Raw genomic sequence first — 19,830 nt, forward strand, 5'->3', positions numbered from 1 at the left:
ACTGGCAATGCGAAATGACTCGACCAAAGTCACGCCCCCTTGTAGCAGCGTGGCGAGGCTTCGCGCCAGTTGCGTCACGGCCAGATCACGGATGATGGGTCCGACGATGGGAATGCGCAGCAGCAGTCCGTCAACAGTTAATCGCCCTCGCGGCGTTCGCCGCCAGGCCGCCACGCCCAAAACTCCGCCGATGAGCGACGGCAGAAGCCAGGGGAGACTCTCTTTGATCGCGTGACTGATCGAGAGGACCACTTGTGTGATGACCGGTAGCTCGCGACCGAAGTCTTCGTACAGTAGCGACACCCGGGGAATGACAAAACCCGTCATCACCGACACCAGACCGATGAGCACTATCAGCAAGAAGATCGGATACGTAGCTGCGGACCGAATCTTCCGTTTGACGGTCACCATCTGTTTGGTGTAGGCGATGTAACGGAGCAGGACCTCATCGAGATTTCCCGCCTTCTCTCCAGCCGTAACCGACGCCACGTACAATGGCGGGAAGAGACCCCCATGCGCGGCGAACGCTTGCGACAGGGGCGTTCCCTCCCGGATGCGTTCTTCGATATCCTGAAGGACGGACCGCAGCACGGCATTCTTTTGCCGTCGCGTGAGAAGCGTGATCGCCTGGAGAATTGGCAGGCCGGCGCGAACGAGCGCCGCCAGTTGTTGATTGAAGTGGAGAAAATCCTCGATCTTCAGCGTCCGGAGTCGAGGACGAAAGTTTAGCGTCAGGCCCCCTTCCCGCTTGAGGGCGAAGACGTGATACCCCTCGCGCTCCAACCGATGACGCGCATCGTCCTCGGCGATCGCTTCAATTCGCCGGGTGACGATCTCCCCACCAGTTGTACCCACACGACAGATATACACAGCCATGGCCAATCACCGACGAGGATCGGGAAATGGTGTGTTTCGTTGGCCCGGTAACGGTCGCTGCTCGCGCTGGGGGCCCGACTGGCCGGGAACGGCTCGGATGCGCCCTCGCGTCGGCATCGCTTCGGCCAGACGACGCAACGGATCGCTCGGATACATTACCGGACTGAGCAGCGCCTTGACACGCGCCTCTCCCACAGCCGCTGGCAGCAGCGGATCCGGTATGAACACAAACGCCCAATCCCGGTAGGACTCCAGGTCATAGAAGACACGAACGGTTTTTTTCTCGCTCTTGCTGACAACCCCAATGACAGGCCCGGTGGCCTCTCCCTCCGCATCAGATTCCACCGATTGAGCAAGAAGGTCAAAATCGGTCTCCGCCTCCGACTGGGGGGGTGGCTGAGGCGAGACGGTTCTCGGCCCTGATTGAGGCGACCGCGGGTTCATCGTCCTGGGCGACGGGCGGCCCGGTAAAGTGATCTGCCCGCCGCGCGTGAGAAACTGCAGCAGCACCGGATTGGGCGGCTGTCCGACGCTCTTCAAATACGCTTGAACAAATCGTCGAACGGCCGGGTCTCCCGGACGCAGAACCGCCCAGGGTTCATTGGTCAATGGATCAGTAAGCGCTGATGGTCTGACAAAGCGCAATCGCCGTCCGCCTCGCATCATAATTCCCTCGGCCAGCTCCTCCAGCGACATAGGATACCGATTGGTCGCCCGATAAAAGCGCTCCAATCCATCAACGATTTGCTGGCCGCGAAACAGCATCTCTTCCTCTCGCTCCCGTTGCAGGTCTCGCACAAGATCGGGAATAGCGGCTGAGGCAACAACGAGAGCCACCGTCAGGGCTGCCACCACCGCAATGAGGATAGAGCCATTGGACCGTCGTCGCTCCGGAAGGCGACCATACCCCCACAGGCGTCCGCCGCGTGTGGGTTCGCCGTCGAATCTCACGCCACCTCTCCTCTGCCCCAAGATTACTCCCCTCATGGTCATTCTCTTGGTCGGTTCCTCATCCGCTGAAACTGCTCCTGCTGGAGCAACTGTTGTTGGAGGAGCTGCTGCTGAAGCTGCTGTCGCTGCCAGGGTTGAAGTCGTTGCTGCAGCAGTTGCTGCCGCAGCGGGGTTGCCTGCGGAGTCATGCCCGGCTGTTGTTGCTGAAGCTGCTGTTGAAGCTGTTGTTGCAGTAGGAGCTGCTGTTGCATCTGCTGCTGCATCTCCATCTGCTGCTGGAGTTGCTCCTGCAACATCTCCTGCTGTCGGAGCAGCTCCTCCTCGTCGTTGGTCATCTCCTCATCCTGCTGGGGTCGGAAGACACGAGGACGGTTCCCTCGCCCCCGCTCAACCGGCGATGTGGGACTCGATTGGCTCGATGCCGTCTGCCCCAAATCCATGTCCAGCCGATGATCCACCTTGATCAGGACGTCCTGGAGGATCAGATTGACATCGGTCGCACTCGCCACACGCCACCGAGGGTCTTTCTTAGCATCCACCAATTCCCCGATGCGCACGGCGTAGCGATCGTCGTCCTTCTTCAGGAAGACGAGATCGCCAATCCGACCCACATAGGTATAGGGGGGAGCCGGAGGTTCCAAAACGGGAATCTCCCTCGGCCCAGTGAAATCGCCGCGTCCATTCTTGACTTCCACCACGAGGCGTCCGGGCCCCGCAAGCAACGAACGATTCACTTTGGTCGCCAGTTCGGTTGGACTGACGAACTCTGTCGGTTGCGGTTGCCCATTCAGAAAGATCTGCACGTCCTGGGGGAATGCCTCTCCCGTCACGCGCAAAGGTATATCTCCGGTTCGGGCATAGAGGACCGAGGGGGTTATGTTGAGTAACCGTAGCGTCGGCGGTGGAGGCGGCGGGACTTTCACCTCTCGCTCGGGAGCCTCAGGAGCGTAGATGAAGATATTTCGCTGGATCTCCGCTGACGCCGACTTCACTTCCTCAAGCGCATACAGAGGGAGAGGGCGAAACCCTTCTTCCCTTCCCTGCTCTTTCGGGGTCGGCGTCCTCGCTCCAGGGCGTGTCGGTGAGGTCGCCGGTCCCCCTTTGCTCGTCGCTGCCGATCCGCCCCAGAGGAGATCCCCGTTGTAAATCAGCACGCCAATCAAAACGGCCACAAGTCCGATGAGAAGCGCGAGTTTCTTTTTCTCTCTCGTCATGGTTCCTCCCTCCTGCCAACGCAGGGGAATCTATCGCTGCCGCACGAGCGACGCGATTGCTCCTTGCCGACGATAGTAAACTGATAACCGGACCTCCAGCGAAAGCGTGACATCGGACGCCGCGCCCGTAGCCGCACGACCGGCTCTCCCTTCCTCCACGCTCTTTAGTGCCAGCGATTCCACGATCAGAAAGATCGGGCCCCGTTCGAGTTCGACGAGGAACTGGCGAATATTGGGATAAGCACCGGTGACGGTGAAGGCCATCTTCAAGCCGGGATAGAACTGCCGTCCGCGACCCATGTTCACAGAAGGGGTCGCCTGCGGCACCTCGCCTTCTTCGATGGGATTGAAGGCGATGTCCGATAGCGTCACGCCCGCCCCGCGAGCAGTTTTGTTGATCTGGAGAATTACCGCCGAAAGACCGGCATCGGGATCGGTGAGATACTGCTGTTCAAACCGTTTCAAACTCTCGCGGATCGTTTCCGGTGTCGCCACCTCCGTCTTGGTGCTCGCCTGAAGGGCGCGGAGGCGTTCGCTGAGCAGTCGGATCTCCTCACGATTGATCCGGAGGCGCTCTCGCTGCACCTCGACTCGCTGTTCCTGTTGGAGCCGACGAATGTAGAAACCGGCCGCCGTTCCCACCGAGGCCAACCCAATCACGAAGCAGATGACCACTGTCGCGGTCCATCGGCGACCTCGATAAATTTTCCGATTTCTGATCACTAGTCCGGTCATGACTTCTCTTGCCCGCTGCGCTGGGATCTTCGTCCTCTATCGGCGCCGTGCCTGATAGAGCGCCTCCAGTTCATACTCCGTCTCATTCGTGGCTTCAAGAGTGCTTTGTTTGCGCGGGAGGAAGCGGGAAAATTCGCCCGTCCGCTGCAACCGCTCGAGGGCCTGGAGGATGTCGGACAGCTCTTTTCCCACAATGGTGAGCGACACTTTCACCGGTCCTGCCCCTGGATTTAACGGATCCACCGGCACATCCTCGGCCGGTGCGACGCTAATCGTAGTCAGGCGGACATTGGGACCGAGGTGGCGCTCGATGACCTCCAACAGGCGTGACCAGCCAAAGAGCCGCCGCTCGATCAGGAAGCTGGCCGTGCGAATACCCTCCTGCTCTAAGGGGGTGAGCTGATCGGAGGGAACCGAGCGGGGCAGTTGCCGACGAAGCGACTGAAGCCGGCGTTCCTGATTCGCAATCTCGGACGAGAGCGCCTCGGCCTGCTGCGTAAGGACCCGGGATCGTTCTCCCCAGGCATAACTGAACAACCCCGAGGTCAGTGCGACCAGAGCCACAGCCAACACCCAGGGTCGCCGATTGTGAAATGGCTCCGTTGCGAGATTGACCCTGACCGCCATAAGCACGACCTGTATAATAGCACCGAAACCTCTTGAAAGCGAACCAAATGTTGTGACGCCGAGAAGCGGCATGAGTTCCAAAAACTGGTCATTCTCTTAAGGGGCTCCCCCGAAGGTGAGATCATGCAGGGTAACCTTTCGGCGAAAGGCCGATGTGCGACGTCGCACATCAGGGTTAAACTGCGTCTTTTCATTGAGTTCCAAGGAAAATCAACTTTTCGTCCCCCGATCTTCGGCGCTTTTTCCCGAAGTCGCGCGCCAGGTGGCAAAATCGGGCAGATTCAACTCGGCCGCGATGTCTCGCTGGCAGAGCACCGATACATAATCCTCCAGCGCCTGCTTGGACCAACGCTTGTAGAGGGCCCCCTGATCCGATCCGAGCAACTCCTTTTTCTTCGCCTCGCGCCGAGCTGCGTACTCCTCCGCCGGCACCGACTCAATATAGGCATCTACCGCCTTCTGCACGAACTCTTGATACGCCAATTCCTCGGCAGCCGTTGGCGCGGTGCTGGTCGGATTCGAGGGCTCGACAGCCGATTTCAGCGGTTCGGCCCGTCCATCTTTGATCAACGTCACTAACAGACCCGCGGGATTGACAATCCCTCGCCCTCCCCGCGCCATCAGTCCGTCAAAGTAGCGAATCGTCGCTTCGACCGCTTCCAGGCTGTCTCGATTGGCTTCGACGATCTTCCTTGCCTGTGACGGGATGACCCCTCGCTCCACCAACTTTGCCACAAGCGCTTCCGCCTTCTCCTCCTCATCTTCCAGCGCTCGCACCGATTCGAACGGCAAATCAAGGGTGCGATACATTTGTTCGTCCGTCGTGTCGAACGGCTCATGCCGGGCGGCCTTCCCCTTGACGAACGAGATGATCCGCCCCTCGATCTTCCAGCTCCGCAAATAGCCTTCGTCGGTTAACTCCTCCAGCGCCGGTGTGAGCTGACGCGTAATCTCGGAAATGTAACGAAAGTTTCGACTCATGCCCAGGTGCTCGTGAGCCAGCTTGAAAATATCAATGGAAAACCTGTCGTCATTGCCGAATTTCTTATCCAGATAGCGGTAGAGCCTCCGGGATGTCGCCGTGCGCAAGCGAAAGTACAGGTCTGTGTCGAGGAACTTGATGTAGCCACTTTTGAAACTCCGATAGAGCTGGTCGCTCCACATGATCCAACTCATCGGCTGCGATGCGCCGGCTTTGCGTCGTACCGTCTCATCGTAAAGGTGGTATCCCTGGATCAACGTGAATCCCACGGTGACATAGGCCCGCGCAGCATTGTCCCAAAAGGCATTCTGGGCGTGAATGAAAACATTGCTCAACCGCAGCAGCGATTCCTCCAACCGGCGGTAGCATTTCCCGCAGGGACACCATCCCAGACGCTTCACCAAATCATAGCGTGAAAACGGGACCTTCTGGTCGCCGAATCCCTGCTTCCGCGTCAGCTCCATGAGCGCCACATAGACGTCCTCGTCGGTCGAGGTCGGCAGTCCCACTTCTGAGCCCCCTTGAACCGTCCAGGTGCGGCGAACGATTTTCCCGTTCTCACCGATGATGGTGTCGCGGAACTTCAGCGAACGAATGTTTTTGGGAACACGCGTGTAAAGCGCCGCGATGGGAAAGACCGCGAGATTCATCTCATCCTTCCCCTCTCGCTCCTCTCGGGCAGTCTCAATCAAGACTGGCTGTCGTTCGCGAACGCTCGACTTGGTCCGTTTCCTCGCTCGCTTACTCATAGGTCGTTCTCCTCTATGCAGTATCGTTGCCTTGGCGGTTGTTGATACCTCCCATGCGGGGACGATGCCAACTGAATTGATTGCTCTTGGCTCGCTCTCGTCAGTGAGCCACCGTGGCGTCGGTTCCTCCAGAGATGGAAAAGTGCTGTCGCAGGTAACAACAAAAACAGCAACAAGGGCAACAAGCAATGGATTTGCCCTTGTTGTTGTATACAACAACAAATACAACAACAAATAATACAACAAAAAAGCAAACGGCGTGCCAAAAATCTTTCGCCTAACAAGCGAAGGACCAGTACATTAGCGTTGTCCCCAATCCCAATAGTCTTGTCCCCAACCCCAATAGTCTTGTCCCGAACCCCAATAGTTCTTGCCCCGAATCCCAATATTTCTTGTCCCGAACCCCAATAGTTCTTGTCCCCAACCCCAATAAACTTGTCCCCAACCCCAATAGTTTCTTGTCCCGAACCCCAATAGTTCTTGTCCCCAACCCCAATAATGGCTTTTTCGTATCTCTTCGTTTGAACATCGCATTCCAGTAGTCACGAATCATCATCGCCGGCGAGAGACTCGATTGCGAGCTGAAGGGCGCGGGCAATTTGCACTTTAGAGACGTGGTATTTCTTGAAGGTCACCGTGACGGAGAAAGTTCGATCCTCCGGAGCGAAGCGAAACTGAAAGCGGCGACGTCTTGGGTTGCCTTTTGAGGGTTTGATCCGGCGCAGAGTCTTGACATTTATGGGTGTGCTCATGAGGCGGTTCAGGAGGGCTTCCATATCCGCCGGTGTCGGTTGCTGAGAGATGGCCAGCAGGTGTTCGCGGGAGGTTAGTCCCGACTCGAGGCAGCGGCGGCGCAAGGCCTCGGGAATGAGACTGAGCTTGAGGGTCTTGGAGATATACGTTCGACTTTTGCCGATAAGATGAGCGATTTGCTCGTGCGTGAGCCGAAACTCCTGCACAAGCAGGCGGAAGGCGTCGGCTTCCTCGAAAGGGGAGAGGTCATCCCGCTGGAGGTTTTCCACCAGTTGGTAGTACAGGCGTTGGCGCGGCGTGAGAGGATCCACGACGATGCAAGGAACATCGCGGACACCGGCGAGCTGGGCGGCACGATAGCGGCGTTCTCCCGCGACAATCAGGTAGCAATCCTGGGTCGCATCGTACTGCACAAGGAGGGGCTGAAGAATACCGTGCTGTTCGATGGAGGCAGCGAGATCGGTGAGAGATTTTTCGGAGAAGGTTTTCCTCGGTTGCGAGGGGTCGGCGACCAATCGCTCGATGGGGATGAGCCGGGCACCCTTCAGACGCGACGTTCCGGCAAAAGGGCCAGCCATGATGTCATCGGCGAGGTGAGCGCTGCGCTCGCCAATCGAGGGGACCGAACTCAGGGTTTCTTCGGCCAGGTGACGGAATTTTTCCCGTTTCGACATGGTCATGTCCTCTTGTCCCTCGTGGCCGTGCTGAGAGAATCGCCCTCCGCCAGCGCCCGCGTGCGATCCAGAACTTCCGCTGCCAGGCGTCGGAACGTTTCGGCCTGCTCCGAGCGCGGCTGGTATAAGGTGATCGGGCTTTTCATCATGGCGGCTTCGGGGTATTTCACGCTGTCTCGGATGATCGTACGGAAGACCTGATCGCCGAGTTTGGCCCGCAGGGCATCAAGATAGCTCGTCTCCAGGCCACGGCGCAGGTCATACTTATTGATTACGTAGCCGAGGACGCGCAAGCGGGGATTGGCCCGGCGACGCACTTTCTCAATGATCTCCAGCAGCAATGCCGAACCCAGGGTTGCCCAGGGCTGACATTCGACGGGAATGATCACGCCGGAGGCCGCAACCAGTGCGCTGATTGTCATCAATCCGGAACTGGGTGGCGTATCAAGGATCATCACGTCGTAGCCATCAACCTCCTTAAGTTTATCCGAGACATAATACTGGGCATCATTATCACCGGCGAGTTGAAACTCGACCCGGCTCAGTTGCAAATTGGCCGGGAGAAGATCAATCCCCCGAAATGCTGTCGTTCGGATGGCCTCTCGGGTTGGGATGTCGGGAGTCGTGATTATATCGTAGACGGTGGGCGCGAGTCCATAGGGATCTTCGATGAAAACCGAAGAGAGGTTGCCCTGCTGATCGAGGTCCACGAGCAGCACACGGTGGCCGAGATCGGCGAGGGCTCCGGCCAGATGGAGGGCGATGGTGGTCTTGCCCACGCCACCTTTAACCGTTGCGATGGCGAGAATCTCTGTCATGTTCCTTATCAGTTGGCTCGATCCTGCCGAGCCGCGCGCAGAGCGAATCCGCCTTTGGATGTTCGCGCGAAAGTCTATTCGCGTTGATGCTATTTGTAAACAGAAATCTCAAAGCCAGGGCGGGAGGGAAGGGCAGGGACCGAGGTAGGAGACGGCTGCCGGGAGGGGGCCAGGCCAGAGCCTGAGTGGTAGCACCCGCACAGGCGACAGCTCGGAGGAGACCGCCTCGCCCGTGAATAACCACCTGGGGGCTCCGGTCGGGGTGACAGGGGCCTGGAGGGCTTCGAGAACAATTCTTGTTGATGGGGTTCAATCCTCGACATTCCAATTGGTTATTGGAAATGTGCGACGTCGCACATTTGTCTTTTCTCCTTGCCGTTGCTATTATGGCGGCCTCTTAGGACCGATCCATGCACGACACCGTAAATGCGCGGAAACCGGTCCCGATGCATACGGGTGACCGGCTGCTCCTCGGGTGCCTGATCGCCTTCGCCGTAGCGGCCCCTCATTCCATCGCTCTCACGCAAGCAGCCTTTGGAGCGGGTCTGATGGTCTGGCTGACGCAGCTCGTCCGCCGCCGGTACTTCGCCTATCGCCTGATGACGCTCGATCTCCCCGTGATCCTCTTTGTGGGCTGGAGCATTCTCGCCGCTGTGTGTTCCTACGAACCCGCCGTCAGCAGCGGCAAGCTCCGCAGCGTGAGCCTTTTTCTCATCTACTTTCTGGTCGGACAGAATCTTCGGCGGCCGGAGTGGGGGAAACGCCTCGTGGTCGCGTTGATTGCTTCCTCGTTTCTCAATGTGGGCTTCGTCTTCTGGGAGAAAATCGCCGGCCGGGGTATGGTGATCGAATCCCTGGCAGAAGATAGTCCGTTACGGACCATCGGGATGGAGTCGGGAGATGTTCTGCTTCAGGTCGAGGGCAAAACGATCAATTCTCCGGACGATCTGGCCCGGGTGTGGGAGCGGCGCCGTGGTCAGCGACTGAGGGTCTTCTTCTTCCGACCGGAAGTTTATCTCACCCGCGAGATCACCGTCCCTTCAACCGATTCGCAAGCTCTTGGAATTCAGTCCTACCGGCGGTGGAGGGAGTTTCGCGCAGCCGGTTTCTACGGCTGGAACTATTTCACCTACGCGGAGGTCGTGCAATTGCTCGCCTCGTTACTTCTCGGCATCTGGCTCATGAGAGAGAAACGGTGGGATCGCCGGGGATGTGTAATTCTGGGCGGCGTGATTCTTCTCGGCATTGCGCTCCTGCTGACGGTGACGCGTGCGGCCTGGGTTGCTTTCGCTTTCTCGACGGCCGCCATGGTCGTTGTGCGAGTGGGCCGAAAGGGGCTTCTGGTTCTGGCCGTGTTTCTGCTTCTGCTCGCGCCGGCGGCATTTCACTTACTGGAGCGAACGCGGGGAATCTCCTCGCTCAATCTCCGGGAGCCGAGCACCTCATACCGATTGACAGTGTGGCGCGAGGGTCTGGAGCTTCTTGCCCGGCAACCGCGCCATTGGATTGTGGGGGTTGGAATGGATAGCCTCAAGCGGCGGTGGCGAGAGTGGGGACTCTTTCAAGGAGGGCGACTGCCCCTGGGACATTTCCACTCGACGCCGATTCAGATTGCCGTCGAGCGCGGGTTGCCGGCCCTGGCTCTGTTTCTCTGGTGGTTCGCTCTTTATCTCAGACTTCAATGGCGATTGCTCAGGTCATCGCTTCCGGAAAAGGACCCGATGGTCGGTGGAATTGTCTTGGGCACATTGGGCGGAACGCTGGGCTTTTTGTTGAGTTCGCTCGTGCACTATAACTTCGGCGATTCGGAGGTGGCTATGATCGTCTACTTCCAGATGGGCCTCATGGAGGTGTTCCGCCGATGGAGTGAAGGAGAACGGGGCTGAGGGGCGGTTGGGTCCGAGGTTGTTTTTTACTGTAACCCACGGATTTGAGGATGGATACAACATATGTGCGACGTCGCACATTGGGCCCATCGGGTCCACTCTGGCGCGTATCCTTTGCCCCCTTGCAGCAATCCACTGTGACCGAGCATCACTCCTGGCACTCAGTCGGGGCCGTGGGCTGCCGGGCGGTTTTCTCCAGCGTTGCGAGCAGAGAAAAAGTTTCGCCGCGACGTTTCGCCGGAGCGGGAGTTTTGCTAGAATGCCGGGCGCGCGAACAAAACCAGAGGAGGAACGAAAAGATATGCAGAAGGGTGTTCGTTTGTTTGCGAGTGTGGTCGCCCTCATGCTCATCGTGACGCTGGGGCAGGGACGGGGCAACCAGGCTCAGGAGGCGACGACGGCTGAACAGGATGTTCAGCGGGGTCGTCTTCTTTTCGCTCAGGGGAACTATCAGGGAGCGGTCGAGGTTTTGCGTCAGGCGCTGGCGAAAAAACCCGATCTGGCCGAAGCTCATTACTATCTCGGCATGGCCCTTTACCGCTTGAATATTTACGATCAGGCCGAGCCGGAACTCCGCGAAGCTCTCCGGCTCAAGGGGAATAATTATCCCGACGCTCATTTTGGTCTGGGGATGTTATATTTCCGCAAGCGGGACAATGAGGCTGCTGTGCGTGAGTTCAAGACGGCTATCGAGCAGCGCAACGGATCATTCCCCGACGCCTCGAATGTGCTCGGGGTGATTTATTTCAACCAGAAGAACTACTCGGAGGCCGTTGCTCACTTTCGCCAGGCCGTCGCGGGCGAGCCCAACCGACCCGAGTTCAACTTCAATCTCGGTCAAGCCGTCGAGAAGGAGTTGGTTGAAGGGACGGGATCGGCTCCGACCGGGACCTGGAGCGAAGCGATTGATGCTTACCGCAAGGCGGTTGAGAGTCGCTCGAACTATCTTCTCGCCCGACGGGCTCTTGGTCTCGCCCTCATCGGAACGGATAATGACGCGGCGGTAACCGAATTGCAATCGGTGGTCCAGCAGATTCAACCTTCACCCGAACGAATGCAGCTTGAGGAGATTATTGATCTCATCAAGAAGCCGGAGGATCCCGCCGCTCAACCCGAAGACCTCAGCAAGGTGAAGGGTGTCAGTAAGCTTCCCCCCATTCACGCTCCGGCGGAGGCCATGAGGCAAAACGTTCAGGGAACCATCGTTCTCTCGGCTCTGTTTTGTTACGACAAGCGCGTGCGGGTGCTGAAGGTCGTCAAGGGGTTAGGGCGAGGTGTGGACGAGGTGGTCATTGATGCGGTTCGCCGCATCCAGTTCGAGCCATCGCAGGTGGGCGGGCGAGCCGTTTCCGAACGCCGCCTCATCAAGGTGGATTTTCCCGCTTCCGCTCGTTCTTGAAACGGTCCCTGTGGACCTTTCACCGCAATGATGGGGGCCGACTTTGCCGTCTGCGTCCCGGCGCGGATGGGAGAGAGCCCCCGTCTCCGCATGACTCATTCTTCGGACCGGTTCTCACGCACCGGTACGCTGAATCGGCGATGTGATCCCAGGCTCGCGGACGATCCTGCCGGGGTCATGCTTTGGAGTTCATCCGCGCTTAGGGCTGTATCCATGGCCGTTTCGTTCGGCCTCTTGGCGTCGTTCGGCTTGAGAACGTGCCGGAAGACATTATAATTGAATCCGGGACGGTGGTGATGACCGGACAGACAGCAAGAGATCACACGTCGGAGAGTGAACCAAGTCTGCTCCAACGTCCAAGGGCTGAGAAGCTGTGGCAGCTCGCTCACCTGGAAGAGGTCCTCCGGAAGTGGCTCTTTCTTGATCGGGAAACGACGGCACGAGTGAAGGCCGCTGCCGTTTTCCTCGGCTTGATCATTCTCGTAGCGCTCATCTGGTTCATCGCTAACGAGTATACACTGCGGACTGGCGTGGAGGAGCTGAGCGGCCGCGTGCGCCAACAGCAGGAGACGCTGGAGCAGGTGCGAAAAGGGCTGGAAGACATCGCGCGGAAGGTTGAGATTCTTCGCTCCAGCATCGAAGGCGAGCTGACGATGGCCGAGCGCATCTCCACCACCTATGGCCCGAGTGTAAGCCTCATCGAAGCCACCTACCAGTTTGTCGAGCGCGGGACGGGCCGCGTTCTCCGATACGCGACGGCAACCGAGTCGGGTATTGCCATCACTCAAGGAGACGAGAAATTTCAGGTGACGGTGGAGGGATCCGGTCCGGCTGTGGAAGAGACGGTCATCGGCACGGGCTTCCTTGTGGCTCGCGGTTTTCTCTTGACCAACCTCCACGTGGCGCGTCCCTGGTGGCAGAATGAAGCGGCTGAACAGCTCATCGCGCAGGGATTCGAACCCCGGCTGATTTCGCTCCATGCCTACTTCCCCAATGTCCGAACACCACTGCGCCTGGAGGTGGCGCGGAGTTCGGAAGAATACGACCTCGCACTGTGTCGGTTCCCACCGAGTGACATCAATGTTCCCATCCCCCCGCTGGCCGATAAAGACGTGAAAGTCGAAGTCGGACAGCCGGTCGTTTTGCTGGGATATCCCGCGGGAATCGAGGCCATGTTGGCGCGGCTGGATGAAACTGTCGCTCGTCAGATTATCACGACAACAGCCATGCGTGCTCCTGACGTAGCGCGTGAACTGGCCACGCGCGGATTGATCCGCCCTCTGGTCACACAGGGTCATGTCAGTGCCCGTCTCCCCAGTCGCATTGTTCATGATGCCGCAACGACGACCGGAGGTTCCGGCGGTCCCCTCTTCAATCGCAGCGGAGTTGTCGTCGGAATCAATTATGCTGTGCTCAGAGAATTCTCGGCATCGAATCTGGCCGTCCCGGCTCATCTGGCCCTTAAGCTTTTGCAGGAGCAGGGAATCGCGCCATGACGTGGGGGATTTCACCCAGCCTGGGGCTGTCCTCGCGCGTTTTGGCAAAGATATACCGATGAGTTTTCTCCGTAGAACTCTCTGCTGTAACATCAATTGTGACGACAGCAGCATCGGTCTCCGGAAAATGGTATGGTGGTTGCTTGAGTGCCCATTGGGAGGATAAGAGCTATGAAGATGCTGAAACTTATCGTGAGCCTCTTAGCAGCTCTGGCGCTGGTGCTCGGAGGGCTCACCTCCGGTGGCATCGGGAAACAGGAGTACACCAAGAAGGAAAAGAAACCCTGCACGTTTTGTCATAGCTCGAAGAGTCCAAAGGACTATTCCGAGAAAGACCTGACGGATGCCGGGAAGTACTACAAAGAGAAGAAGACGCTGGAAGGGTACAAACCAAAGGGTAGCTGAGAACCTGAGATCCCCAGCAGGACAACCGTCAGGCTTTCGTACGCGTTGGGGATAAGACATTGACCGAAAAGTTCACAAGGAGGAGTGGCGATGAGAATCCTCAAGTTCGTTGCGGCAATCGTTGCTTTTGTTGCGTTGGCTATGGCGACTCTTATGCCGGGGGCAACGGCTAAGCCGGAATTCTCTAAGAAAGAGAAAAAGGCGTGTACCTACTGCCATACATCGAAAAACCCGAAGGAGTATTCGGAGAAGGACCTGACCGACGCCGGCAAGTACTACAAGGAGAAGAAAACGCTCGAAGGTTACGTGAAGAAGTAAGGTTTGTCTTTCCGGTCGGCACCGCGAAGATCCCGAGTCTGGGCCCCGGGGGATGTGCCTTGAGCTGAAACGGGGGTGCAGAAAGGGAGTGGCTGAGGAGTATCCTTTGTGCAGGCCGGGCTAAGGTGAGACGGACACAGCGCGTCCGACCGTAGCAGGACACCGACCGATGACAAGCGCCGTCCGGGTGGCAGGAACAGTCCGGCTGACGGAAGATCAGTTCGCCAAAAGAGGGATCCTGTCGGATCGTCGAGGGTGAGCAGCTTCACCCGTAGTGCTGAACCCGGACATTGTCGGTCCATCCTGTGGCCACGCAGGGCAGCGCGAAGGTGCTTGGCGAAGAGGTTTCTGTAAGTCCTGGTGCCGGCAGGAAACAAGCAACAGCGGATTAATTGGCAGGGATAGACGCGGAGTGATTAACGTATCCGTGTTGCTTCGTGAGCATCTGTGAGGAATCCGGAGGCGGCTATGGGTGAGAAATCGCTCGCAGCATCAGTCATGGTGAAGCCTGAAGGGATGGGGCGGGTTTTCCTTTTCCTTCTCCCGCTTATTCTGGCAGGATCCTATCTGGTCCTGGCCTGGCAGAAGATCGCTCCTTTACCGGAAAGTGAGACGGTGCTGGTCGTCCTGGCCCTGATCAGCTATACCGGGTCTGCCGTACTCTTCCTGGCATTCCTCTACCTGCAGGAGCGGATCCTGGAGCGGACGGGGATTGTCACAGCGGCAGTGGGTTTCGGATTGAACGTAGCGGCGTGGGGAGCACGCGGGTTACTGGTAGGTCATTATCCGTTGAGCAATCTCTACGACACCTCGGTCTTTTTCGCGCTGGCGACAGCAGGAGCCAGCCTCTTGATCACAGCGATCTATCGCCACCGATACGTTGGCGTGTTAACCATGCCGGTGGCATCTGTGCTTCTCGTCCTGGCGCTGCTTTACGGCGGCGACGCCCAGGATCTTCCTCCTGTGCTCGTGAGCTTCTGGCGTCCCGTTCACGTCACTCTGGCGATGGCGGGCTATGCGGCGTGTGCCATCAGTTTTGCCACGGCCCTTCTTTATTTGCTCAAAGATGGAGTCCGATTTGAGCTGTTCGGCATCTGCGCGATGGGCATCGTGCTGCTGACCTTCGCGTTGCTCTCGGACGGAGCCGTTCTCCGTCAAGGAGTGTTTTACGTCAACTTCGTGATCGGGCGCGAGCGGATTCCCCTTGATCCCGAAGGCAAGACCTTCGTGCACGCGGCGATCCCGGTGGTGGGGCAGCTCTTTCGACTGGCATTTCTCACCGCTGTTGTTTCGATCATGGGGCTGGTTGCTTCTTTCATTGGATTCGGGCGGTCCGGGTTGATCCGGCGACTCGGTTACGTGATGGCGTGGGCGACGGGCCTCGTTCAGCTAGCCGGACTGGGGCTTCTCGCTTTCAGATTGAGACATCCTCTTCGGGGAGTGGATCTGATTGATCCAGCGCAACGGGAGATCATTCCGGCGGCATGGCTCCAGCAATTTGGATCGCGAATGGAATTGAGTCTTCGGGGGAATGCTCTGGAGATCGCGGCTGTGGTGGCGGCCTTGATGTTGACGGCGTTCGTCGTCTTCTTCGGCTGGAAGCTCGATCGGATCCTCGCTCTGGCTCCATCGCTGGAGGCACTTGATCACCTCACCTATCGCGCTGTTGCCGTCGCCTTCCCCCTGCTGACGTTGATGATTGTCACTGGTGCGGTGTGGGCCAATGAATCGTGGGGTCGGTATTGGGCATGGGACCCGAAGGAAACCTGGGCGCTTATTACCTGGCTCATTTACGCCCTTTTCCTCCATACGCGGATCACGCACGGATGGAAAGGTCGTCGCGCAGCCCTGTTCGCTGTCCTCGGGTTCATCGCCGTCATGTTCACTTACCTCGGTGTGAGTTTTATTCTTCCGGGCCTGCACTCATACGCCTGACGCTCGTGAGAGATATGATAAAGCCGAGTTGTTGGACCTCATCGGGAGGATACCGCTGGAACAATTGAAAGAGTCGAGCATGTACCAATTTATCATCGAGGAGGGGCGCAAAGAGGGACTCGAAAAGGAGCTTCAGGAGGGCCTTCAACAAGGGCTGCAACAGGGAGTTCGACAAGAGGCGGTGACACTGCTTCGGCGATTGCTCGAACGCCGCTTTGGGAAGCTACCGGAGTGGGTCGGACAAAGGATTGAAGCGGCTGATCAAACCACACTCGAGGAGTGGGTCCTTCGAGTACCCGAAGCCCGATCTCTGGAAGACGTATTTGGATGAAACCTCGCACCGGGATGGGTGTGAAATGGAACGTGAACCTTTGCGCCCGGTCCCGGAGTCTGCCGGTTCATGGCGTCACCCCAGCACACTTCCCTTGGATTGGCTGAGGAGAGGGGGAGGACTCAACGCTTCCTGTTCCTGCCATAACAGCTCGTGCTGGGCCCTTTTCTCGTCGGTTCAGAAGCGCGGATAGATCACGACCCGCCGGAAAGGTTCCTGACCTTTACTTTCGGAGATGAGGCCGTATCGCTGCACCAGTTCGTGCTGCAAGCGGCGAATATAGGCGTTTTGGGGAGACAATTCCACGGGTCGGCGGTGGGAGAGGACGGCTTCGATAGCCTCTTCTGCCTCATTCAGTGCAGATTGTTCTGTGGATATCAGGGATTGGTCGGCTCTTTCGACCTCCGTTGGTGCACCGAGCCTGAACTCCTCGATGAGAAAGTTCTTCATTTGTGTGGTGGTGTTACTCTTGAGGACGGCGATGGGAATATTCCAGCGGGCGGCCTCGCGGAGTCGGCGTCCTTCGCTCTTGGCGTGAGATTTGAGAGTGACGATAATGTCGGCTTCGGTCACGTTCGTCGTCACCTGAGCGGGAACGCCTAACTCCTCAATGGCTCGGCGGAGTTTATCCCGGCTGACGGCGAAGGGAAAGATTTTGAGCGGTGCACGCTGGCGAGCCGAAGGAAAAGTCGAAGGGGTTGGCGCCTTCTCGCTCTCCGTCGGCGGTGGAGGAAGAACCTGAATGTGGCCGCTTTCGCCACGAACTCGAATTTCAGGACGCGGAGCTATGCCGCGGAGCATTCGGTCTACCACAGTCGCTACATCATGGTGGATGGCGAAGCGATCTTTGTCCTGAATCTCGATCAGGACGTCGAAGGTCGGAGGCGCTTTGCGTTCGAGCACAGTTTTCTGCGTGCCACGTCGTTTTGCTTCCTCGTCACTCAGGGTCACGGCCTGAATCCCGCCGATGAGATCGCACAGCGTCGGATTGATCAGGAGGTTATCGAGCGTGTTACCGTGGGCCGTCGCAATGAGCTGAACGCCACGTTCGGCGATGGTGCGAGCGGCCAGGGCTTCGGCTTCCGTTCCGATCTCATCCACGACGATGACTTCGGGCATGTGGTTTTCGACGGCTTCGATCATCACGGCGTGCTGCAATTCGGGGGAGGGAACTTGCATTCGTCGGGCTCGACCAATTCCCGGATGGGGAACATCGCCGTCCCCGGCAATTTCGTTGGAGGTATCTACGACGATGACGCGTTTGCCCAGCTCATCGGCGAGCACGCGAGCGGCTTCGCGTAGGAGCGTCGTCTTTCCCACTCCGGGCTTGCCCAACAAGAGGATGCTTTTGCCCGATTCAATTACGTCCTTGACGATCTCCACCGTGCCAAAAACGGCGCGTCCCACCCGACAGGTCAATCCTACGACCTCGCCGCGCCGATTGCGAATGGCAGAAATTCGATGGAGCGTGCGTTCAATGCCGGCGCGATTGTCTTTTGTAAACGCACCGACGCGGCTCACCACGAATTGGAGATCTTCGCGGGTCACGGGTCCGTCGGTAAGATAGACGGCCCGTGAGGGGAATCGGGCCTCAGGCGGACGTCCGAGATCCAGGACGACTTCGATGAGTTCGCTGGCATCGGTTTGTCTCTTCAACTCCTCGCGGATGCGTGCCGGCAGCACTTCAAGCAGGAGGTCAAGATCATCGGTGATTTCAATACGTCGCTGTCCCATCCCTTAATAACTCCTCGTCTCAACTCATCAATGATAGCCACGACCGGCAAGGATGTCCACGAGGGATTCCGGAGGAGTTCGCAGGGCTGAAGGTGCGCCACCTTACGCACAGAGCGTGCAGAAGATCCTCTCGATCGCCATCTGTGTCCCAAGCTTCGCCCTCGCTCACCGAAACCACATTGAGGAGATTCGTCGCCCCATCCACCCCCTCGTTCACGACCTACATCTTCGCTGAAGTCGAGGGACAGCAACAGGCGGCCGCTCTGATTTTCTCGGAGACGGATTCTGTGCTATGCTCATCCCGAATTATGGGAGACGCGAGGCAGGAAAAAATCGTCCAGATCAGTCATCACCTTGAGCAGATTCTCAAACTGCTCGGTCTCACTCCCGAAAGCGATCCCGAGTTGAAGCAGACCCCCCGTCGGGCTGCGGAGTTTTTCGTGGAGATGCTGAGCGGCGATGGGAATGAGGTCGAGCCGGATCTGACCCGCCTCGATCATCCGGGAGATTCCCGGGAGATAATCGTCATCAGCCGGATACCGTTCTATTCCCTCTGCGTCCACCACTGGCTCCCGTTTTACGGTCGGGCGCACATCGGATACGTGCCCGGAGCGACTCTCGTGGGGTTCAGTAGCGTTGCTCGAATCGTCGAACATTTCGCCCGGCGGCTCCAGTTGCAGGAACGATTGACCGATCAAGTGGCTGACTATCTCCAGCGGGCGCTGGCGGCGCAGGGAGTCATGGTGATGCTGGAAGCGCGCCATCTCTGCATGGAAATGCGGGGTCGGCGAGCCCCTGGCTGGGTGACGACGACCGCAGCACGGGGCTGTTTCCAGGAGTCCACCTGGCGAGAAGAGTTTTTCGCCCGCTTGAGGAAGCAGTCGGGCAAGCACCGCGAGCCGGAATCCTGTGAATGACTCCCTTGCGGGAGGACGGGATCACGGATGCAATCGTCTCATGTGGGGGGATGATGAGTGGCGCGGATCACACGGTGGTGAAAGAGGCCAATCGTCGGTTCTATGAGGCTCTCGAACATCTCGACCTGCTTGCGATGGAACGGGTGTGGCTGCATGAGGACTGGGTCAAATGCATTCATCCGGGGTGGGAGATGATCACCGGCTGGCATAACATTCGCCGGAGTTGGGCCCAGATTTTCGATCACACACGGGCCATGCGCATTATCCTCACGGATATTTCCGTTCACGTCATCGGCGATGTTGGCTGGGTGACCTGTCTGGAAAACATCACGGCCTATCATGACGAGGGCATGTCGCCGGGATTGGCTCAAGCCACGAACATTTTTCTCCGCCGCCAGGGGGAGTGGTTTCTCGTTCATCATCATGCATCGCCCGTGGCCAGCGAGCTATCGTCGGAAGTAACGGGGGCGATAGTCCAGTAGCCGCCATGAACGATGAGGAGCGCAAAGCCGAGGCCCTGGCCTTGTGGCAGCAGGCCTATGAATGTCAGATGCGAGGGGAACTGGACCGGGCGATTGAACTCTACAAACGCTCCCTTGAGGTCTATCCCACAGCCGAAGCCCATACTTTTCTCGGGTGGACCTACAGCTTTCTCGGCCGAATTGATGAGGCCATTGCCGAATGCCTCAAAGCCATCGAGGTGGATCCTGACTTCGGCAATCCCTATAACGACATCGGTGCCTATTTGATCGAGAAAGGTCAGTTGGACGCGGCCATCCCGTGGTTGGAGAAAGCCAAGCGAGCGCCCCGCTACGAGGCGCGTTGCTACCCCTACGTTAACCTCGGCCGCATCTACGAGATGAAGGGAAAGTGGCAGGAAGCCGCGCGCGAGTATCGTCAGGCGCTAGAGATCGAGCCACGCTACCGCGCGGCCTACCTCGCCCTCAAGCGCGTCGAGAGCTTGCTCAACTAGGACTGATATTCCTGGCCCAAAAATCCTGAACCCCGAGAAGAAAAAATTGGGATAGAG

19 protein-coding genes and 2 pseudogenes are annotated in these 19,830 nt (G+C 58.2%); 12 read left to right on the plus strand and 9 right to left on the minus strand.

Going from position 1 to position 19,830, the window contains the following annotated elements:
• From VNM72_03050 to trfA, 6 genes are all read right to left on the minus strand, one after another.
• On the minus strand, positions 1-876 hold an 876-nt coding region (locus VNM72_03050; GenBank protein HXF04375.1), incomplete at its 3' end, for a type II secretion system F family protein.
• Positions 877-882: 6 nt separating this feature from the next.
• Entirely contained in the window at positions 883-1,827 is a 945-nt protein-coding gene (locus VNM72_03055) for a hypothetical protein (GenBank protein ID HXF04376.1), read from the minus strand.
• Between the two features lie 38 nt (positions 1,828-1,865).
• Positions 1,866-3,041 (minus strand): hypothetical protein, encoded by a 1,176-nt coding sequence (locus VNM72_03060; GenBank protein ID HXF04377.1) that lies wholly within the window; start codon positions 3,039-3,041, stop codon positions 1,866-1,868.
• A gap of 30 nt (positions 3,042-3,071) precedes the next feature.
• Complete coding sequence (locus VNM72_03065; protein ID HXF04378.1) at positions 3,072-3,776, minus strand: GspMb/PilO family protein; 705 nt, start codon at positions 3,774-3,776, stop codon at positions 3,072-3,074.
• A gap of 36 nt (positions 3,777-3,812) precedes the next feature.
• Positions 3,813-4,403, minus strand: coding sequence for a hypothetical protein (locus VNM72_03070; protein ID HXF04379.1), 591 nt, complete (start codon positions 4,401-4,403; stop codon positions 3,813-3,815).
• A gap of 210 nt (positions 4,404-4,613) precedes the next feature.
• Positions 4,614-6,134 (minus strand): plasmid replication initiator TrfA, encoded by a 1,521-nt coding sequence (gene trfA, locus VNM72_03075; GenBank protein HXF04380.1) that lies wholly within the window; start codon positions 6,132-6,134, stop codon positions 4,614-4,616.
• Between the two features lie 64 nt (positions 6,135-6,198).
• Here trfA and VNM72_03080 point away from each other — a divergent pair, with 64 nt between their 5' ends.
• Positions 6,199-6,372, plus strand: coding sequence for a hypothetical protein (locus VNM72_03080; protein ID HXF04381.1), 174 nt, complete (start codon positions 6,199-6,201; stop codon positions 6,370-6,372).
• 304 nt (positions 6,373-6,676) lie between these two features.
• Here VNM72_03080 and VNM72_03085 read toward each other — a convergent pair whose 3' ends face one another.
• Together VNM72_03085 and VNM72_03090 are read right to left on the minus strand one after the other, a co-directional pair.
• Entirely contained in the window at positions 6,677-7,561 is an 885-nt protein-coding gene (locus VNM72_03085; protein ID HXF04382.1) for a ParB/RepB/Spo0J family partition protein, read from the minus strand.
• Between the two features lie 2 nt (positions 7,562-7,563).
• Positions 7,564-8,379 carry a ParA family protein gene (locus tag VNM72_03090; protein ID HXF04383.1) on the minus strand — a complete coding sequence of 272 codons (816 nt, stop codon included), beginning with the start codon at positions 8,377-8,379 and terminating at the stop codon, positions 7,564-7,566.
• Between the two features lie 410 nt (positions 8,380-8,789).
• On the opposite strand from VNM72_03090, the gene VNM72_03095 reads away from it, so the two are divergent.
• From VNM72_03095 to VNM72_03130, 8 genes and pseudogenes are all read left to right on the plus strand, one after another.
• Complete coding sequence (locus VNM72_03095; protein ID HXF04384.1) at positions 8,790-10,265, plus strand: O-antigen ligase family protein; 1,476 nt, start codon at positions 8,790-8,792, stop codon at positions 10,263-10,265.
• Between the two features lie 301 nt (positions 10,266-10,566).
• Positions 10,567-11,664 carry a tetratricopeptide repeat protein gene (locus VNM72_03100; GenBank protein ID HXF04385.1) on the plus strand — a complete coding sequence of 366 codons (1,098 nt, stop codon included), beginning with the start codon at positions 10,567-10,569 and terminating at the stop codon, positions 11,662-11,664.
• A gap of 296 nt (positions 11,665-11,960) precedes the next feature.
• The gene (locus VNM72_03105) at positions 11,961-13,160 is read left to right on the plus strand and encodes a serine protease (protein HXF04386.1); all 1,200 of its coding nucleotides are present in this window, start codon (positions 11,961-11,963) and stop codon (positions 13,158-13,160) included.
• 171 nt (positions 13,161-13,331) lie between these two features.
• The gene (locus VNM72_03110; GenBank protein HXF04387.1) at positions 13,332-13,565 is read left to right on the plus strand and encodes a hypothetical protein; all 234 of its coding nucleotides are present in this window, start codon (positions 13,332-13,334) and stop codon (positions 13,563-13,565) included.
• Positions 13,566-13,655: 90 nt separating this feature from the next.
• Positions 13,656-13,883, plus strand: coding sequence for a hypothetical protein (locus tag VNM72_03115; GenBank protein ID HXF04388.1), 228 nt, complete (start codon positions 13,656-13,658; stop codon positions 13,881-13,883).
• A gap of 516 nt (positions 13,884-14,399) precedes the next feature.
• Positions 14,400-15,005: pseudogene (ccsA, locus tag VNM72_03120) on the plus strand (cytochrome c biogenesis protein CcsA).
• A gap of 453 nt (positions 15,006-15,458) precedes the next feature.
• Positions 15,459-15,818, plus strand: a pseudogene (gene ccsA / locus VNM72_03125) (cytochrome c biogenesis protein CcsA).
• Between the two features lie 79 nt (positions 15,819-15,897).
• Positions 15,898-16,149, plus strand: a complete 252-nt coding sequence (locus VNM72_03130; protein HXF04389.1) for a DUF4351 domain-containing protein — start codon at positions 15,898-15,900, stop codon at positions 16,147-16,149.
• Positions 16,150-16,326: 177 nt separating this feature from the next.
• Here the strand turns inward: VNM72_03130 and VNM72_03135 are convergent, their stop codons facing one another.
• Positions 16,327-17,883, minus strand: a complete 1,557-nt coding sequence (locus VNM72_03135; protein HXF04390.1) for a R3H domain-containing nucleic acid-binding protein — start codon at positions 17,881-17,883, stop codon at positions 16,327-16,329.
• 308 nt (positions 17,884-18,191) lie between these two features.
• Here VNM72_03135 and folE point away from each other — a divergent pair, with 308 nt between their 5' ends.
• Genes folE through VNM72_03150 form a run of 3 tightly spaced genes read left to right on the plus strand, consistent with a single transcriptional unit; the run spans position 18,192 to position 19,773 of the window.
• The gene (folE, locus tag VNM72_03140) at positions 18,192-18,800 is read left to right on the plus strand and encodes a GTP cyclohydrolase I (protein HXF04391.1); all 609 of its coding nucleotides are present in this window, start codon (positions 18,192-18,194) and stop codon (positions 18,798-18,800) included.
• A 50-nt stretch (positions 18,801-18,850) separates the two neighbouring features.
• Entirely contained in the window at positions 18,851-19,282 is a 432-nt protein-coding gene (locus VNM72_03145; protein HXF04392.1) for a nuclear transport factor 2 family protein, read from the plus strand.
• Between the two features lie 5 nt (positions 19,283-19,287).
• On the plus strand, positions 19,288-19,773 hold the full coding sequence (locus VNM72_03150; protein HXF04393.1) for a tetratricopeptide repeat protein: 486 nt from the start codon (positions 19,288-19,290) through the stop codon (positions 19,771-19,773).
• The last annotated feature ends 57 nt before the right edge of the window (positions 19,774-19,830 follow it).

This window comes from Blastocatellia bacterium (genome assembly GCA_035573895.1).
Lineage (GTDB): Bacteria > Acidobacteriota > Blastocatellia > HR10 > HR10 > DATLZR01.

Excerpts from the sequence above, each read along its gene's own strand:
- VNM72_03085 (HXF04382.1), bottom strand. The coding sequence starts at position 7,561 with ATGTCGAAACGGGAAAAATTCCGTCACCTGGCCGAAGAAACCCTGAGT.
- trfA (HXF04380.1), bottom strand. The coding sequence starts at position 6,134 with ATGAGTAAGCGAGCGAGGAAACGGACCAAGTCGAGCGTTCGCGAACGA.
- VNM72_03105 (HXF04386.1), top strand. The coding sequence starts at position 11,961 with ATGACCGGACAGACAGCAAGAGATCACACGTCGGAGAGTGAACCAAGT.
- VNM72_03115 (HXF04388.1), top strand. The coding sequence starts at position 13,656 with ATGAGAATCCTCAAGTTCGTTGCGGCAATCGTTGCTTTTGTTGCGTTG.
- VNM72_03110 (HXF04387.1), top strand. The coding sequence starts at position 13,332 with ATGAAGATGCTGAAACTTATCGTGAGCCTCTTAGCAGCTCTGGCGCTG.
- VNM72_03090 (HXF04383.1), bottom strand. The coding sequence starts at position 8,379 with ATGACAGAGATTCTCGCCATCGCAACGGTTAAAGGTGGCGTGGGCAAG.
- folE (HXF04391.1), top strand. The coding sequence starts at position 18,192 with ATGGGAGACGCGAGGCAGGAAAAAATCGTCCAGATCAGTCATCACCTT.
- VNM72_03130 (HXF04389.1), top strand. The coding sequence starts at position 15,898 with ATGTACCAATTTATCATCGAGGAGGGGCGCAAAGAGGGACTCGAAAAG.
- VNM72_03135 (HXF04390.1), bottom strand. The coding sequence starts at position 17,883 with ATGGGACAGCGACGTATTGAAATCACCGATGATCTTGACCTCCTGCTT.
- VNM72_03150 (HXF04393.1), top strand. The coding sequence starts at position 19,288 with ATGAACGATGAGGAGCGCAAAGCCGAGGCCCTGGCCTTGTGGCAGCAG.
- VNM72_03080 (HXF04381.1), top strand. The coding sequence starts at position 6,199 with ATGCCAACTGAATTGATTGCTCTTGGCTCGCTCTCGTCAGTGAGCCAC.
- VNM72_03095 (HXF04384.1), top strand. The coding sequence starts at position 8,790 with ATGCACGACACCGTAAATGCGCGGAAACCGGTCCCGATGCATACGGGT.
- VNM72_03065 (HXF04378.1), bottom strand. The coding sequence starts at position 3,776 with ATGACCGGACTAGTGATCAGAAATCGGAAAATTTATCGAGGTCGCCGA.
- VNM72_03145 (HXF04392.1), top strand. The coding sequence starts at position 18,851 with ATGATGAGTGGCGCGGATCACACGGTGGTGAAAGAGGCCAATCGTCGG.
- VNM72_03060 (HXF04377.1), bottom strand. The coding sequence starts at position 3,041 with ATGACGAGAGAGAAAAAGAAACTCGCGCTTCTCATCGGACTTGTGGCC.
- VNM72_03070 (HXF04379.1), bottom strand. The coding sequence starts at position 4,403 with ATGGCGGTCAGGGTCAATCTCGCAACGGAGCCATTTCACAATCGGCGA.
- VNM72_03100 (HXF04385.1), top strand. The coding sequence starts at position 10,567 with ATGCAGAAGGGTGTTCGTTTGTTTGCGAGTGTGGTCGCCCTCATGCTC.